Annotated in this window: 15 protein-coding genes; 11 read left to right on the top strand and 4 right to left on the bottom strand. The window is 32.3% G+C overall.

All coding sequences use genetic code 11. The features are described from left to right. Positions 1-89: 89 nt before the first annotated feature. Positions 90-1,169: an NADPH dehydrogenase NamA gene (gene namA / locus P163_RS08705; RefSeq protein ID WP_034889692.1), complete on the top strand. Its 1,080-nt coding sequence runs from the start codon at positions 90-92 to the stop codon at positions 1,167-1,169. 559 nt (positions 1,170-1,728) lie between these two features. On the opposite strand, the gene ligD is transcribed toward namA, so the two are convergent. The 4 genes from ligD to P163_RS08685 all read right to left on the bottom strand — a co-directional run bounded on the left by ligD (position 1,729) and on the right by P163_RS08685 (position 6,446). Then, entirely contained in the window at positions 1,729-4,200 is a 2,472-nt protein-coding gene (gene ligD, locus P163_RS08700) for a DNA ligase D (protein WP_231556179.1), read from the bottom strand. Further along, positions 4,172-4,945, bottom strand: coding sequence for a Ku protein (locus P163_RS08695; RefSeq protein ID WP_034889686.1), 774 nt, complete (start codon positions 4,943-4,945; stop codon positions 4,172-4,174). The genes ligD and P163_RS08695 overlap by 29 nt, the downstream gene beginning before the upstream one ends. 134 nt (positions 4,946-5,079) lie before the next feature. Further along, positions 5,080-5,817 (bottom strand): DUF3891 family protein, encoded by a 738-nt coding sequence (locus tag P163_RS08690; RefSeq protein WP_034889684.1) that lies wholly within the window; start codon positions 5,815-5,817, stop codon positions 5,080-5,082. A gap of 50 nt (positions 5,818-5,867) precedes the next feature. After that, on the bottom strand, positions 5,868-6,446 hold the full coding sequence (locus P163_RS08685; protein WP_081891318.1) for a molybdenum cofactor guanylyltransferase: 579 nt from the start codon (positions 6,444-6,446) through the stop codon (positions 5,868-5,870). A 370-nt stretch (positions 6,447-6,816) separates the two neighbouring features. Between P163_RS08685 and P163_RS08680 the strand changes: the two genes are divergently transcribed. The 10 genes from P163_RS08680 to P163_RS08635 all read left to right on the top strand — a co-directional run bounded on the left by P163_RS08680 (position 6,817) and on the right by P163_RS08635 (position 15,883). Next, complete coding sequence (locus P163_RS08680; protein ID WP_034889678.1) at positions 6,817-7,185, top strand: DUF7009 family protein; 369 nt, start codon at positions 6,817-6,819, stop codon at positions 7,183-7,185. Between the two features lies 1 nt (position 7,186). Further along, positions 7,187-9,487 (top strand): FdhF/YdeP family oxidoreductase, encoded by a 2,301-nt coding sequence (locus P163_RS08675; RefSeq protein WP_034889674.1) that lies wholly within the window; start codon positions 7,187-7,189, stop codon positions 9,485-9,487. Positions 9,488-9,889: 402 nt separating this feature from the next. Beyond that, positions 9,890-11,176: a phage integrase SAM-like domain-containing protein gene (locus tag P163_RS08670; protein WP_034889671.1), complete on the top strand. Its 1,287-nt coding sequence runs from the start codon at positions 9,890-9,892 to the stop codon at positions 11,174-11,176. Continuing rightward, complete coding sequence (locus P163_RS08665; RefSeq protein ID WP_034889669.1) at positions 11,173-11,877, top strand: hypothetical protein; 705 nt, start codon at positions 11,173-11,175, stop codon at positions 11,875-11,877. The genes P163_RS08670 and P163_RS08665 overlap by 4 nt, the downstream gene beginning before the upstream one ends. An 89-nt stretch (positions 11,878-11,966) precedes the next feature. Further along, a complete protein-coding gene (locus P163_RS08660; protein WP_034889667.1) occupies positions 11,967-12,236 on the top strand; it encodes a helix-turn-helix domain-containing protein in 270 nt (89 codons plus the stop codon). Positions 12,237-12,238: 2 nt separating this feature from the next. After that, positions 12,239-13,021: a hypothetical protein gene (locus tag P163_RS08655; protein ID WP_034889665.1), complete on the top strand. Its 783-nt coding sequence runs from the start codon at positions 12,239-12,241 to the stop codon at positions 13,019-13,021. Further along, positions 13,014-13,694 (top strand): hypothetical protein, encoded by a 681-nt coding sequence (locus tag P163_RS08650; protein WP_034889663.1) that lies wholly within the window; start codon positions 13,014-13,016, stop codon positions 13,692-13,694. The genes P163_RS08655 and P163_RS08650 overlap by 8 nt, the downstream gene beginning before the upstream one ends. A 66-nt stretch (positions 13,695-13,760) precedes the next feature. Next, positions 13,761-14,183 carry a hypothetical protein gene (locus tag P163_RS08645; RefSeq protein ID WP_034889660.1) on the top strand — a complete coding sequence of 141 codons (423 nt, stop codon included), beginning with the start codon at positions 13,761-13,763 and terminating at the stop codon, positions 14,181-14,183. Between the two features lie 274 nt (positions 14,184-14,457). Further along, on the top strand, positions 14,458-15,309 hold the full coding sequence (locus P163_RS08640) for a hypothetical protein (protein WP_034889657.1): 852 nt from the start codon (positions 14,458-14,460) through the stop codon (positions 15,307-15,309). A gap of 82 nt (positions 15,310-15,391) precedes the next feature. Then, positions 15,392-15,883 (top strand): YqiA/YcfP family alpha/beta fold hydrolase, encoded by a 492-nt coding sequence (locus tag P163_RS08635; protein WP_034889654.1) that lies wholly within the window; start codon positions 15,392-15,394, stop codon positions 15,881-15,883. Positions 15,884-15,890 lie beyond the last annotated feature (7 nt).

Genomic DNA, 15,890 nt, shown 5'->3' with positions numbered 1-15,890 from the left:
AATTTTATAGTTTGATATAGTAATGTACCTACTACTCTACGACTAAAATGACATCAAAATTGAGTTAAATTCAAAATATATAAGACATTATGAGTACAAAAGAACCTGCATTATTCTCTCCAATCCAAATTGGAGATCTACATATAAAAAATAGACTTACCGTTTCGCCAATGTGTATGTATAGTAGCGAAGATGGATTTAGTAATAACTGGCATTTGGTACATTTAGGTAGCCGAGCTGTGGGAGGTGCCGGTCTTATACTTACCGAAGCAGCATCAATCTCTCCTGAAGGAAGAATTACTCCAAGAGATATGGGAATCTGGAAAGATGAACATATAGAAGGACTTGCAGAAATTGTAGATTTTGTAGAAGCTCAAGGCACACAAATTGGGATTCAACTAGCGCATGCTGGAAGAAAGGCCTCTTGTGCTCCACCTTGGGAAGGTGGTAACAGAGTACAACCAGAAAATGGTGGATGGGAAACTGTAGCACCTAGTGCCGTTCCTTTTAATGAAAATGATCCTGCTCCTATAGAGTTAGATAAAAAAGGAATAAATAAAGTAATATCAGATTTCAAAGAAGCTGCAGAGAGATCTTATAAAGCAGGATTTAAAGTGGTTGAGATCCATGCTGCTCATGGATATTTATTACATGAATTTTTATCACCATTAAGCAATAAAAGAACCGACGAATATGGAGGATCTTTTGAGAACAGAAGTAGATTGGTATTAGAAGTTACCAAAGAAATAAGAAAAGTATGGCCAAAAGAACTCCCTTTATTTGTTAGAATTTCTGCTACAGATTGGGCAGATGGCGGATGGAACATTGAAGAATCTGTAAAATTATCTAAGCTCTTAAAAGAAGAAGGTGTAGATCTTATAGATTGTTCTTCTGGAGGATTGATACCAGATGCTGTAATTCCTGCTGAAAAAGGATATCAAGTTGGTTTTGCAGAAAGAATTAAACGTGAAGCCAATATTCTTACAGGCGCCGTAGGATTAATTGTTGAACCTCAGCAAGCAGAAGAAATATTAGAAAACAAGAAGGCAGATCTTATTTTAATGGCTAGAGAATTTTTGAGAACTCCCTATTTCCCATTAGAAGCTGCTAAAGAATTGAAAATGGATTTAGAATGGCCAAATCAATATAAACGAGCTAAAAGAAATTAGCCTCAATAAATTAATTTTACATTATATCCTCAAGGTCATGAAATCATTTTCATGACCTTTTTTTATTTTATGATGTTCCAAATCAGAACAATTCAATAACCAATGCTAAGTGTTTTAAAAATGAAATTACTATCATAATCAATTAAAATTATACAAAATTCTCATTTTTCTAACAAAGATTATCTGTTTTTGCTTATTTTCGCCCTAGGAAGAACCCTACCTTTTGTCCTGCTAATTACATCATATATTGTTACTCATTCAATATGAGCAATGTATAACCATTTTGTAAAAATAAGATTCTGTTTTTAGTTCATAGAGATGTGAAACATCTTTACTTTAAGCTTGAATTTGATTATAAACTTTCACTAATCGTGCAAGTTATTTTGTAAAATGAAAAGGTGCCGGCTGGTGAAAGACAAATTGGGTAGGGCTTATTTGTTGGAAACTTGTCGGCATTATTTTCTTCCGTTGCTTCTAAGCCATAGTAGTTTCAAAATAGATATTCTCAAACTACAGCTTCAACCGATATAAGTTTCCGCCTTTATACTTTTAAAAATCTTTAATTAAATATGCCATCTAATTTTATTAAAGCCGTTCCCATATCTAATGATTCTGTTAACAGGTTTTTAAATAGATCTCCTTTTTGCGCTAAACGTTGAGGCATATTTTTGATGTGAAAATCTATAATATTAAATCCGGCTTCTACTTCTTGCCAGGTTACAGGTGCAGAAACAGTAGCTCCCGGCTTTGGTCTTGCACTGTATGGTGCTACTATGGTCTGTCCCTTTCTATTTTGCAGATAATCTAAGTATATTTTTGGTCCGCGCTTTCTCAAACTACGCTCTAACGTTGTTAGTAAAGGAAGCTGCTCCTGAATATAAATGCAAATGAGTTTCGCAAAATTCACAGATTCTCCATACGTATATTGAGCACCTAATGGTATATAAATGTGCATACCACTAGATCCTGAAGTTTTATAAAAAGCTGGGATCTCTGCTTGTTGCAATATTGATCCTACTACACGTGTAGTCTCTAATACTTCCTGAAAAGAATTTTTTTCTGAAGGATCTAGATCTATAATGCAATAATCTGGATTATTTAAATGCTGAATGGTAGAATGCCACGGGTTGATCTCTATACACCCTAAATTGGCCATATATAATAAACTTGCCTCATTTTGACATAAAAGATATTCTATTGTCTTCTTTGCAGCTTTAGACTCTATCTTTTCTGTAGCTATCCATCTTGGTAGATATTCATTATCTTTTTGATAAAAACCTGGCTTTGTTATTCCATTGGGATGTCTGTGTAAATTTTGAGGTCGGTTTTTTAAATAAGGAACTATGTATTCTTCTATTTGAAGATAATAATCTATTAGATCATATTTTAGCAAGCCGCTTTCTGGCCAATAAACTTTTTCTAAATTTGAGATAGGAACATGAACTCCATTAAGTGCTAAGACATTCTCATCACTAGCTTTTATTTTTGAGTCTGGTGAATAATAAGTTCCTGATTCTTTCAGAATTGATGGAGCTATAATTGTATCTGGAAGTTCCTTATCTTGCCTCAAACCTTTAAAAACCGGATGCCGCAATTTGTGATCTTTGGTCCATTCTGAAAAAGTGATCTCACCAATAAGAACTGGTTTTACCCAAATAGCATTTCTTCCTTTTAAATTAGGGCTAGTTTCAAATGGATGTTCTTTTACTATATAAGGATCTAATTTACTTTTAATTTCCTGTAAATTTTTATCAGAAAAACCAGTTCCGCAATTCCCTACGTAAACCAATTTTTCATCATTAACCATCCCAAGAATTAAAGATCCAAAAGCTCTATTATTTTTGTCTGAAACTGTATAACCGCATATTATAGCCTCACTACTTTTTGTTGGTTTTATTTTCAACCAATCTTCACTTCTATAACCAGGTTCATAGGTAGAACTTGCTTTTTTCGCAATAATGCCCTCCATTCCAAGATCTACAGCTCTATTATACAAAGCCTTGCCCATGCCCGAGATATGTTCACAATAAACAATTGTATTACTTTCAGCAATAAGATCTTTTAATAAAGATTTTCTATCTATTAAAGGTAGATGTATTGTATTATGTCCGTTAAGGTATAGCAAATCAAAAACCATAAACTGCAAAGTTCCTTTTTTAGTAGTTTCTGGATAATTTTGTAACTCCTGAAATTGAGGAATTCCATTATTATCTACAAATATTACCTCACCATCTAAAACCGAATTATGCATATAACTCTTTAGCTCGTCTACTACTTCTGGAAATTTATTATTAAGTACAATCCCATTTCGTGATTGCAATAAAACTTCACCTTCATGTAGATGTGCGATAACCCTGTAACCATCATATTTAATTTCATAGATCCAATCTGGGCTATTAAAAACCTCTAAACCCGGTGCTGCTAACATTGGTTTGATAGTACTATCTAAAAGGGAAGTTCTTTGAGATAAGTTATGATCCAGACTGAGCTCCTCTTTATATATCTCTGCATCATAAGTCTGTTCTAAGGAATAAGCATCCGATGTTTTTATTAATAACCATTGATTTTCTTTCCCCTGATAGGAGGTTTTCACTAAAGAAAATAATCCTTTCAGCTTTCGTCCAGAAAAATGAACATTCAATTTTCCAGCTTCATATTCTTCTATTGCATCAGATTTTGTGCTGTAAGTTCCTTCATCCCAAATACTCATAAACCCTGCTCCATAATTACCTTTAGGAATAACACCTTCAAAAGTGAGATATTCAACAGGATGATCTTCGGTTGCTACAGCAAGTCTCTTATCTTCTGGATTCATCGAAGGCCCTTTTGGCACCGCCCAACTTTTAAGGGCACCACCCATTTCTAAACGCACATCGTAATGCAAAGAACTCGCCTTATGACGCTGCACTACAAATCTATTTAAATTTGAATTATCTAATCTTCCTTCGGGTTCTCGGGTATTTTTAAAGTCTCTCTTATTATTATATTTATCGAGGCCCACGTTAAGATGCTTTGGAATTTTTACGCTCAAGACTAGCCTTTAATTGAGCCATTAGATCTTTAGCTGCTGTAGGCGTATCTTCTACTTTATCTATTTTGCTCTTTTTGCCTTTAGACTTTTGTTTGATGATCTTTAATAACTGCGTATTATACACATCTTTGTATTTTTTAAAGTCGAACTTTTCTGTGTATTGTTCTATTAAAGACTCTGCCATCTCGGCTTCTTTCTTAAGCACCTTTGTTTTAGGTATATTAAGCTCTTCAGCATCTCTTATCTCATGAGAAAATCTTATTACATGCAATACCAAAACGTCTTTATAAACCCCTATAAGACATAGGTTCTCTTTTTGACGCATCACAAAAGTTGCGACTCCTAATTTACCCGTTTTCTTTAAAGCATTACGAAGTAAATTGTAGGATTTCCCACTCTCCTTTTGAGGTTCAATAAAATAAGGTTTTTTAAAAAGCACATCTGCAACTTCTGTATCCTCTACAAAAGACTCTATATCTATGGTCTTACTCTTTTTGATATTCGCATTGTCAAAATCTTCGTCCTCTAGAATAACATACTTATCATCTAACTTATAGCCCTTTACAATATCTTTCCATTTAACCTCTTTTCCGGTTTTTTCATTTACACGCTTATATTTTATATGAGCCTCATCATGAACGTCCAACATGTCTAGATCTAGCCCCCGCTCCTCTGAAGCTGAATATAATTTTACCGGAATTGATACCAATCCAAACCCAATACTTCCATTCCAAACAGATCTCATATTAATGATGTTTAGTTATTAAATTTTTACATTTCAAAATTAAAAATTACTCCATTTCATTCAGAGCGAAATGCTATAAAATAGATTTAACTTTAAATTACGTGTAGATGTGAAATTGTTCTTAAGTACGCAAATTATTTTTTAAGTGTCCACTCTTTAATTCTTATAGAAGACTTTTCTAATTCGGTTTCAAATTGCTTATTACTAGAAAAAGAACTTTTTTCTAATAATTTATATTCGCAGGTAATTTTAAATTCTGAGGGTTCAAAAATCCATGGTTCAATCTTAACTTGCTCAGCTTCATTTTGCATTATAAAATAGGTTTTACCCCCAATACTAGTATTTATTTCTAACTTTCTACCTAGAGATGGTATTCCGTTCTGACACATTATTAATGAGCACCTATCTGCAAAAACCATGATTTGATATATACTATCTACATCACTAGAACTTAGTTTATAGTTGCTCATAAAGTTCTTTTTCTTTGCTTCCAGATTAGACAAGAACTTAGAAACCCTTTTGCTCTCTTTAGCATCCTCACTATATATAAATTGTAGATGATGCATAATAAATATTGCTACCCACGTAGACTTTTTCTGTGCTTCATCTAAAAGTCTTTGAGACCTACTCAAAATATCATGGGTTGTTCTGTGCTCATCAAGAAAATCTAAAGGAGTGCCTATTTCAGTAAGATAATTCTTTTCTTCAAAATTTAATTGCCTATCATCATGCTCAATAATAGCAGTTAATGTTGCAATCCAATTTTCATGTTTAAATTTTTCAGCAAGATGATTTGCAATATTTCCCGCTAATAAACCATGAGCAGAATGAGAAAAAATTTCCCAACCCTCATTAGTAGTATTTACAATCATATCTTCAATTTAGCATTCTTAATTAGCTGTATTTCTTCTGTTGTCTTGTTTTATTTAATATTATTTTCTGCTTCGTTTAATTCTTTCATAGTGTTCAAATTTTGCAACACTTCTCTTTCTCCAACGGCTATTAAATTCAATATCTTATGTGGATGATTATAAATAAAATCCAGCATCTTTAGCTTATCTTCTAATATTGCTCTTTTAACATCGGCTTTAATAGAATTGGGATAACATGCAAAAAATGGAGAAATAGTCTTACCATCTGTAGCTACAATCAATTCTTCGGAATTAGACATTTCTATAAGTTTGTGAAGTGCTTCAATATTAATAGATGGCATATCACAAGCAAGCAAAATGATCTTTGGAGCGCTTGATATTTCTAATGCCGTATACAAACCTCCAAGAGGCCCCTTATCTGGAATAAGATCTTGATATACCGGAGTTCCAAATTCTAAATAATCACTATTACTGCTAATAATACGCACTGGAAGATCTAATTTTTCAAGTACCTTTAGTATACGCACTATCATGGGTTCTCCATGAAAATTTACAAGCCCTTTCTCAGAACCCATCCTTCTACTTTTTCCTCCGGCTAAAATGAAGACTTCTAAATCTGATCTCATCATAAATATTGTGTAAGTATATTTCTCTAGATTTTTTTTTTAAAAAACCGATATACTGTTATATAAAATACCTAATTTCTATGATAAATTTATGCATTTTCTAGAAGCTACATATTATTTCCTGATTGTAATTAGCGTTTAAATATTCCATATTTCATACCTATCTGTGACTTAAAGCTAGACTGTAATTTCAAATTAAAAATCTTATAAAGCCTTTCAGAAAATACCTTGAATAGAAGCTAAGTTTTATTGAAGCTTAAAAGGTTATTAAAGTATTCTCAAATTGTACCACTTTTGTAAAATTTTTAACTGAAATCATTTAACTTTAAAGAGTAGCTGATGAAAATTCAGTTTTAATTTAAAGAAAGTTGCAATGAAAATAAGAATTCGTGGAAATTCTGTGCGTTTTAGATTGACTAAAGATGAAGTAGAAATTTTATGTAGAACCAACTACATAGAAGAAATAACTAACTTCCCGAGTATAGATTTTAGTTACGCTGTGGTTGTATCTGATGTTAAAGTATTAGCCATAGATTTTACGAACAATAAAATCTTCTTACACGTTCCTGAAAAACTTATAGAAGGATGGTATTTTAACAACAAAGTTGATTTTTCCCATACTGCCCCAACCAATAATAATAGAACAATAGATATTCTACTAGAAAAAGATTTCACGTGCCTGGAAGATAGAGGCGAAGATGAATCTAATAATTATCCTAACCCTAAATCTCTAGCGCATTAACATGGAAAATAAGAACAATAGAAAAGTAAATCATAGAGGTCCTACAGAATTTCGAGATCTAAAATTTAGTGATCCTGTTACCCATGCTGCGGGAAAACTTGCGATAAAGGAAACCATCAAACATACATTTAAAGAAATGGGCGTGGTAGATTCTATGCGTGGTCTATTTACAATTAACCAACAAGATGGATTTGATTGCCCAAGTTGCGCATGGCCAGATCCTGAAAACCCTTCTAAAATTGGAGAATATTGTGAGAACGGTGCAAAAGCATTGGCAGATGAAGCAACTCACAGTCATATAGATGCAAAATTTTTTAAGAAATACTCCATTGAAGAACTATCTGAATTAACAGATTTTCAACTAAACAAATTTGGAAGATTAGTAGAGCCGCTGGTTTTAAGAGAAGGAAAGATACATTACGAACCTATTTCATGGCAAGGGGCATTCGATCTTATTTCTAAAGAATTAGGTGAACTTGAGTCTCCAAATGAAGCAATTTTTTACACTTCTGGTCGCTCCAGTAATGAGGCAGCATTTTTATACGGAATGTTTGTACGTGCTTACGGAACCAATAATATGCCAGATTGCAGTAATATGTGCCATGAATCTAGTGGTGTTGCATTAACCGAAACATTAGGAATAGGAAAAGGAAGTACAAAATTAGAAGATTTTTACGAGGCAGAGGTTATCATTATAGCAGGACAAAATCCTGGTACCAATCACCCTAGAATGTTAACGGCTTTAGAAAAATGTAAGGAAAACGGTGGATACATCATTGCAATAAATCCACTTGAGGAAACCGGACTTGTGAATTTCAAAAATCCTAAAAATTTAAAAGGATTGGTGGGTACGGGCCAAGACATTGCAGATTTACATTTAGCTGTAAATATCAATCAGGATATTCCTTTAGTAAAGCTCATCTTAAAACGTTTAGCTGAAAGAGATGTTTTAGATGAATCTGTTTTTGATCATGAATTTTTAAATGACTATACACAGGGCTATTCAGAATTGATAGAAGATCTCAAATCTTTTGATGAGGAAGAATTATTAATGATGACTGGTGTATCTAACGAAAAAATTAATCAGGCTGTAGAAATATTAGCTAAAAAATCTAAGATCATTATTTGCTGGGCTATGGGTTTAACCCAACATAAAAATGGTGTTGAGACCATTAGAGAATACGTAAATCTATTGCTTTTAAAAGGTGCAATAGGAAAACCTAATACAGGTACCTGCCCTGTTCGTGGACATAGTAATGTTCAAGGAGATCGCAGCGTAGGGATTATGCACTACATAGATGAAGATTTTAATGAACGTATTAAAAAGCACATGGGGTTTAACCCACCAACCAAAAAAGGAATTGATGTGGTAGAATCTATGGAGGCAATGCATTCCGGGAAAGCGAGTATTTTTGTGGCTTTGGGTGGTAATTTCTTAATGGCTGCATCAGACACAGATTATACTGCAGAGGCTTTGAACAATTGTAAATTAACAGTTCAAATAAGTACAAAATTAAATCGATCTCATCTGGTTACAGGTAAAACCGCATTAATATTACCAACTTTTGGTAGGTCTGAAAAAGATGAGAAGAACGGCAATACTCGTTTTCTAACTATGGAAAGTAGCATGGGGCGCGTAAGACAATCTAAAGGTGTGTTAAAACCGGCCTCTTCAAATATCATGAGTGAACCAGAAATTATTGGAAACCTAGGGCATACTTTCTTTAAGCAAGATCATCCCGTGTCTTGGAAGGCTATGGGTGAAGATTATGAGCTTATAAGGGAGAAAATAGACCTGGTAGCTAAAGGTTTTGAAAAGACCAGCAAACAATCTAAAGGTTTTGGTTATTATCTACCTAATAATTCTCGCCATAGAGATTTTAGCATGCTTCCCAATGGAAAGGCTCAGATTAGCATAAACAGACTTCCCGACCATAAATTACAAGAAGATGAACTTATGCTGATGACTATTAGAAGTCATGACCAGTTTAATACCACAATTTATGGTCTAGATGATAGATATCGTGGAGTTTATAATGAGCGCCGCGTTATTTTTATGAACCAGGCCGATATGGATAGAAGAAATTTAAAGAAATTTGACATTGTAGACTTGTCCAGTACTTATGATAATAAGAAGAGGATGGCTTATAAGTTCAAAGTTTTACCATATAAAATTCCATTTGGCAATGTGGCTGCATATTTTCCAGAAACTAACCCATTAGTACCTTTCAATCACTTCGCTGAAAGAAGCAATACCCCGATAAGCAAATCCGTAAAAATCAGGATCCAAAAGGTTGTCTAAAAACATTATTTAGATAAGACGCTAAAAATCGGCTATCGCAGTATTCCTGTGATTGCCTCCTTTAATGCTCAAATTGGCATTATCTCTTCTCAATGGTTTGAAATATTACAGGAGCGATGAGAGAACTTTAATTCTATAAAACAGAAAACCCTCTAAATCATAAAGATAAAGAGGGTTTTTGTACTCGGAGCGGGACTAACTTTTATACACGGGAAACAATCTCATACTATTAATATCATCTCTATTCAATCTCTTAAAAGCCTTATCAATAAAGATTTATTTAATTTTTCAATTCATTTCAATCTCATGCAATTGAACTACACTTCTATAATGTGGGGAAATAATTAGATGATTTCGGGGAAAGTTTCCCGACAATATTTAAGTTTGTATAAAGTTTAAGAAATGGCTACAATAACATATTTAATTAAAGGTAAAAAGGATCCAGCAACTATATATGTCCGATTTAGACATGGCAGAAGATTTGATATTTCTAAAAGTACCCAGAAAACAATTTCGCCAGTAGATTGGAGCTCTGTTAAAAAATCACCACATCTTAGAAACCCACACTTAAGAAATCTAGATGTAAAACTTCAAAACCTTTCCATCAAAATTAAAGAAGGATTTAATGAATCTAATGTTGACGATATCGATGATGAATGGCTTGAAAAAATTATTAAAACATTTAATAATGATTCCAATCCGACAAACTCTGAAAGTGATAACGTTATAAGCGATCTACTAATCGACAATATTCAACATATCATTGATACTGCAAATTCTAGAGAAAATTCTAAAGGCGGCCTTGGGTTGTCTAATAGCAGAATTAATTCTTATAAAAATTTGAAAAGAATTATAAATGAGTATCAGGGTAAGAAGAAGATTAAGGTTAGTGAAATAGATATTAATTTTGGGAGAAAATTTTTAGGCTGGATGTTAAATGAGAAAAAATATGCAGAGAGCTATGCAAGGAAAAAAGTTGATGATATCAAAACTGTATGTAATGACGCTCAGATTCAAGGATTGAAAATAAGTCCGCAGTTGAGAAAGGTTAAAGGAGGAAAAAGCAAGAGCAAGTATATTATATATTTAAGTCCTCAAGAATTAGAAAAAATAAAAAATCATACTTACGAAAAGAGCTATTTAAAAAACGCAAGAAAATGGTTACTATTGGGTTGTAACATTGGTCAACGAGGTGGAGATCTCCTAAACTTAACGCAAGATAATTTCGTTAAGAGAAATAGATTAGAAGTCATTGAACTGCAACAACAAAAAACTGGAAAGCAAATTACAATTCCAATTTTACCCACCACAAAAGAGATTTTGAAAGAAGGATTGCCTCATAAAATAAGTATGCAAAATTTTAACACCTATATAAAGGAAGTATGTGAAGAGGCTAAGATCAATGAATTAATTGAAGGCAGCATGATACCTAAAAAGGAAAATGAGAAAGTAAATCACCAAGATAAGAGAAAAGTAGAGGGAACGTATGAAAAATGGAAACTCATAACATCCCATGTTTGCCGAAGAAGTTTTGCCACCAATCAATACGGTATTCTTCCTACACCACTAATTATGCAAATAACAGGTCATAGTACCGAAAAAATGTTTCAGAATTACATAGGTAAAACTAGCTACGACTATGCTGAACAAATTGATCAATTTTACAGAAATCAAAATCAGGAGAAATGAAGATTAAATCAAACAAAGTCTTTCTTAAAAAGTGTCAAAAAGGAGAATTCACTACTATAGACGTTTACAATTATATTGAGCAGTCTACAAGGTTTGAATTAGAGAAACTTTTACTCTTAAAATTAGACTTTCTAGAGTTTAAAAAACGATTTGTTAATGATAACATCAATAAAGCACAAACAAATCCAATGTTTATAACGATGCAATTGAATAAAGAACACATTCCATTAATTACCAATTTTGAAAAAACCATTGAAGAAACGACAGAAATCGAGAAACATGAAGAGATTTTCGATGCTGAAGTTCATGAGTTTTGTGATCTTTTTTTCCCAGGCCATTTCAACAGATTTGATCAAGCTGAGAGAGTTCTGAGCACTAGTGTAGATCAAATTATTAAAGAATTACATAAAAAAGATGATACAACGAAAAGCGATGAGAAAAATCAAATTCAAAATTCAGGAATAGAATTTATGGGTACTGAATTGGAGTTTGCTGAATTGATCAAATCATTAATTGCGGCTAAAAAACTTAGAGGTAAATCAGAAAAATTCATTTACGAAGAAATGGCGGCATTTCTCCAATTAGGTGAAACTAATAAAAAACAAAAATTAGATACCATTGGGAGTAGAACAAAAGATATAACGCCGTTTCTAATTAATTTAGAAGATGCACTTGAAAAATGGAATCGAAGTGTGAAATAATGTTAAAATAGTTCCATCCTGATAACCTCCTATGCAAATATCATGGAATGACATGCAATTGTTTTGCATTGAATCTAAAATAATTCAATATGCAAGACACAGAAATTAAAGCACTAATTAACGCTCTTAATGAGTTAAAAAGAGAAGTCATTGAGCTTCGTAATGAAAAACAATCTTCATCCAGCAAAGAGCTATTGACTAGACAAGAAGTAGCAAAATTACTTAAGATTGATCTTTCCACACTTCACCATTGGACTAAATCTGGAATTCTTATCAAATACGGTATTGGAAAGAGGGTCTATTACAAGCAAAGTGAGGTAGAAAATGCTATAGTTCAATTGGAAACTCTAAAATTGTAATCATGACAGGATACGAATTAACCCGGAATTGGTTCGATTTCAGCTTTGCCAATCCCGATAAGGTAAAACCAAGGCACACAGCATTATATTTATTTAGTGCCGATTTATGTAATAGACTAGGTTGGAAAAGGAAGTTCGGAATTCCAACTGTTTCGACTATGGAAGCAGTAGGCATTGGTAACTACAATACCTATAAGAATACATTAAATGATTTAATCGAATGGGGGTTTATTGAATTAATCACCAAAAGTAAAAATCAACATTCTGCTAATGTCATCGCATTATGCAAAAGTGCAGAAGCAAATAACAAAGCACTTGATAAAGCAATAATGAACCATAGTCGAAGCAGTGTAGATATAATTAAACCACAAACAAATAAAACTCTAAACCACAAAAAGATATCTGAAATTGAAATTTCAGAAGTCCCCATAGTTGATTTAGTAATTTATAAATATGGAATCGAATTACGAAAAGTTATACTAGACAATGCAAGTCAAAAAAATATTCCGATAAAAAAAGTTGAAGATGCCAAATATAAAAATTGGCTTGAACCTTTAAGGTTTATGTTACAGAAAGACAAGATTTCAGAAAAGCACTTAAAAGACATCATTAATTATCTAAGAAATCCAAGCAGTGAATTTTGGCGCAAAACCATTTTAAGCACTACAGTTTTAAGAAAGAATAGTTCTCAGATACTATCTGAGATTAATTCTTCAAAAAAAACTAATGTTGGTAAAATCACCACTAATGATTCTTTAACCTCAAGACTTGAAAGCTATGAATAGTTTACACATAAAAGAGACATTAAAGATCATAGACAAATCTAATTTAAGAAAACCTATTTATACAATTGAAGGGAAAGAAATGGAAGATTATAAAATCTTTATATGGAAGCTATTTCATCGTTTCAAACCTAAGGGATATATATTGAATGATGATAATGAAAAGATAGTTTTGACCCTTCTTCCCTATTTCATTAAGTTGCCCACTTTTAATAATCATAATCTGATAAAAAATCGTGCTAGCTTAGATAAAGGAATTTTACTCTATGGTGACTTAGGAGTTGGAAAAAGTATGTTGTTTGAGATCCTTCATCGTATGGGAAAATTTCTATATGGCTTAAATAACAAAGATTTTTGGTTCCCAAAAATATCTACTGGATCATTCGTCGATCAATACATGAAGTCAACTAAAGATAATTTAAGCACATTCAATTTAGATGCATATAGACAAGGAAATTTATATATAGATGATCTAGGTTTTGAAAAGAAGGCGTTTAATAATCATGAATTGATAGGAGAACTATTATTTGAAAGATACAGAAATCATGCATTATCATTCGTAACCACGAATCTCAGCCCTAAAGAAATTTCTGAAAAATACGGTGCAAGAATTGGAGATCGTTTAGCAGAAATGTTCAATATTATCAAATGGGAAGGCGAAAGCTTGAGACAATAAACCACAACTGAAACTTAAAATTATTGAAGTTATCCGTAAGGGTAACGTTATACTAACGGAAAAAACATGGACAATCATCTATATATATGCAATTATTGCAGCGCAGAATACAAACCAAAGAAAAGAGGAATTCAGAAATTTTGTAGTACAAGTTGTAGGGTAAATGCATTTAAGCTCCGGCAAAAAGTTAAAGGAATTGAACTCCCTCATCAATCAAAAGATGACGATTACATACATAACAGTTATAAAGAAAAAGTTAATACTGCCGGGATAATAAATTCTGCTATTGGAGCAGGAGCTGTAGAGCTTTCTAAAGCAATATTGACTAGACCAGAAAATAAGCCTGCTACTAAGAAAGATATTCAAGACTTGGTATCTAAAATACAGGAGCGGTATCAGCATGTAAATAACATGCCGACTAACGCTCGTGGAGAGCGACCATTCTTTGACTCAACTACTCGAAATGTTTTATATTTTCCAGTAAAATAAAATGTTTTCAATATCTTCCTCTATACTGCATTCATTTACATCAATTAAAATCTAACTATTTAAATTTGTCTACTCAAGGTAAAAGTCTAGACCTGGAAACATAGACAATTATAATTTTAAATGTGATGAAAAACAAAAGAGAAGATTCTAACCAAGCAGATTTAGACAATCATTCTAATCAATTAAATCCTAACAATGATGAATATTGGCATTCGAGAGAAGATTAGAAAAAAGGGCAATGAAATCATTGCCCTTTTTTTTATAATTTTATACTATGACAGGAAAACTACTTATTGGAATAAATGCTTATTTAAAAAGACAATCTGATAAAACAATCACTAAAATAACTGATATCTTTCTAATTGCCGTGTTTGGTAGTAGAAAAAAAGCAGAAAATTTCATCCAAGAAATCATAAGAGAAAACAGTACCGATAAACAAAGAGAACAGCAAATCAAAAAAAGTTTAAGTTATCATACTATAAAGAAGTTTCTCACAGTTTTTGAAGGTATAGATTCTGTTTCTGAACTCTTCAGAAGAATCAATGAAATTAAAAATGGTTCGTTTAAAACTGGTCTAACAACAAATGAGATCAATACTCTTTATAAGATATATAAAAATTTTGATCTAGAAATACGAAATATATCTGGTGAAGATTTTGAATCTTCAGGTATTTTCGATCTAAATAAAATAATTAATAACATTGCACCTCAAATTACATTTTCCATAAAAGATACAAGAGAGGAATTAGAAATGAGAGATAATCGAACATTTAAAAAGTGGCTCAAATTCTTTAATTTAAATCTTAGTAAAAATGAAGATAACACCTTTAAGAAAAAGTTTAATCTCATGGAATACCTAAATATATGGAACAATTTTGTATTAAAGCATTTCAAGGATAAAGATGGCTCATTCAAAAACCTTGATCAGCTAGAAGAAGTTTTCCAAACTGGCTTAGTTTTAACTAAAGGTGACTTAAAAGAGTTCACAAAAGGAAAGGATTACAGACAATTATGGTCACATTTAGATTCCCTGCAGATCCCAAATAATATAAATTTATTTCCATATGCTATATTTATCAGACTAAGGTCTTCTATTGAAGCAGATCGGGAAAATAAGAGCTATTAACACAAATTTTATACTCATCCGTAAAACGACATATTTTGTCGCTTAATTTTTGTCTATTAGCCATTAATCAATAAATTACGGAATGAATATTCTATATCTACATGGCCTTAAGAGCAAACTGAGCGATCAAAAAAGACAAGTACTTGAAAAGTATGGAACCGTTTATGCACCAGATTTGGACTACAATCTAAAGCACATCCTACCAGAGCTCATACTTGAAAAGGTAAAAGAAACTGAGATTAATGTAGTTATCGGAAGTAGTATGGGAGCACTTAATTCTTACATAATTTCAGATGTAATTGGTCGGCCATGCTTATTATTTAATCCACCTTTATCTAAACACGAAGGAGATCATAAATTCCAGACTAATTACATTAAAGGGAATTCTTTTAAACAGCTTGCGCTTGGTGGAGTTGATGATATAGTAGATCCTAAAGAGACTTTATCATTCTTAAGTAACAATACGAGTAAAGAAGAAATAGACATCCATATAGACCCTAAACTAGGTCACAGAATCCCATTGCAATTATATAAGGAACAAACCAAAATCTTCTTCTCTAAACTCTGCTTTTAAAATATAA

This window comes from Gillisia sp. Hel_I_29, from assembly GCF_000744275.1.
GTDB lineage: Bacteria > Bacteroidota > Bacteroidia > Flavobacteriales > Flavobacteriaceae > Gillisia.
Note: the sequence above shows the minus strand (reverse complement) of the source record. Positions and strands in the feature narration are given on the sequence as shown.

Excerpts from the sequence above, each read along its gene's own strand:
- P163_RS08690 (WP_034889684.1), bottom strand. The coding sequence starts at position 5,817 with ATGATTGTAAATACTACTAATGAGGGTTGGGAAATTTTTTCTCATTCT.
- P163_RS08680 (WP_034889678.1), top strand. The coding sequence starts at position 6,817 with ATGAAAATAAGAATTCGTGGAAATTCTGTGCGTTTTAGATTGACTAAA.
- P163_RS08635 (WP_034889654.1), top strand. The coding sequence starts at position 15,392 with ATGAATATTCTATATCTACATGGCCTTAAGAGCAAACTGAGCGATCAA.
- P163_RS08640 (WP_034889657.1), top strand. The coding sequence starts at position 14,458 with ATGACAGGAAAACTACTTATTGGAATAAATGCTTATTTAAAAAGACAA.
- P163_RS08660 (WP_034889667.1), top strand. The coding sequence starts at position 11,967 with ATGCAAGACACAGAAATTAAAGCACTAATTAACGCTCTTAATGAGTTA.
- P163_RS08670 (WP_034889671.1), top strand. The coding sequence starts at position 9,890 with ATGGCTACAATAACATATTTAATTAAAGGTAAAAAGGATCCAGCAACT.
- P163_RS08655 (WP_034889665.1), top strand. The coding sequence starts at position 12,239 with ATGACAGGATACGAATTAACCCGGAATTGGTTCGATTTCAGCTTTGCC.
- namA (WP_034889692.1), top strand. The coding sequence starts at position 90 with ATGAGTACAAAAGAACCTGCATTATTCTCTCCAATCCAAATTGGAGAT.
- P163_RS08665 (WP_034889669.1), top strand. The coding sequence starts at position 11,173 with ATGAAGATTAAATCAAACAAAGTCTTTCTTAAAAAGTGTCAAAAAGGA.
- P163_RS08685 (WP_081891318.1), bottom strand. The coding sequence starts at position 6,446 with ATGATGAGATCAGATTTAGAAGTCTTCATTTTAGCCGGAGGAAAAAGT.
- P163_RS08695 (WP_034889686.1), bottom strand. The coding sequence starts at position 4,945 with ATGAGATCTGTTTGGAATGGAAGTATTGGGTTTGGATTGGTATCAATT.
- P163_RS08675 (WP_034889674.1), top strand. The coding sequence starts at position 7,187 with ATGGAAAATAAGAACAATAGAAAAGTAAATCATAGAGGTCCTACAGAA.
- P163_RS08645 (WP_034889660.1), top strand. The coding sequence starts at position 13,761 with ATGGACAATCATCTATATATATGCAATTATTGCAGCGCAGAATACAAA.
- P163_RS08650 (WP_034889663.1), top strand. The coding sequence starts at position 13,014 with ATGAATAGTTTACACATAAAAGAGACATTAAAGATCATAGACAAATCT.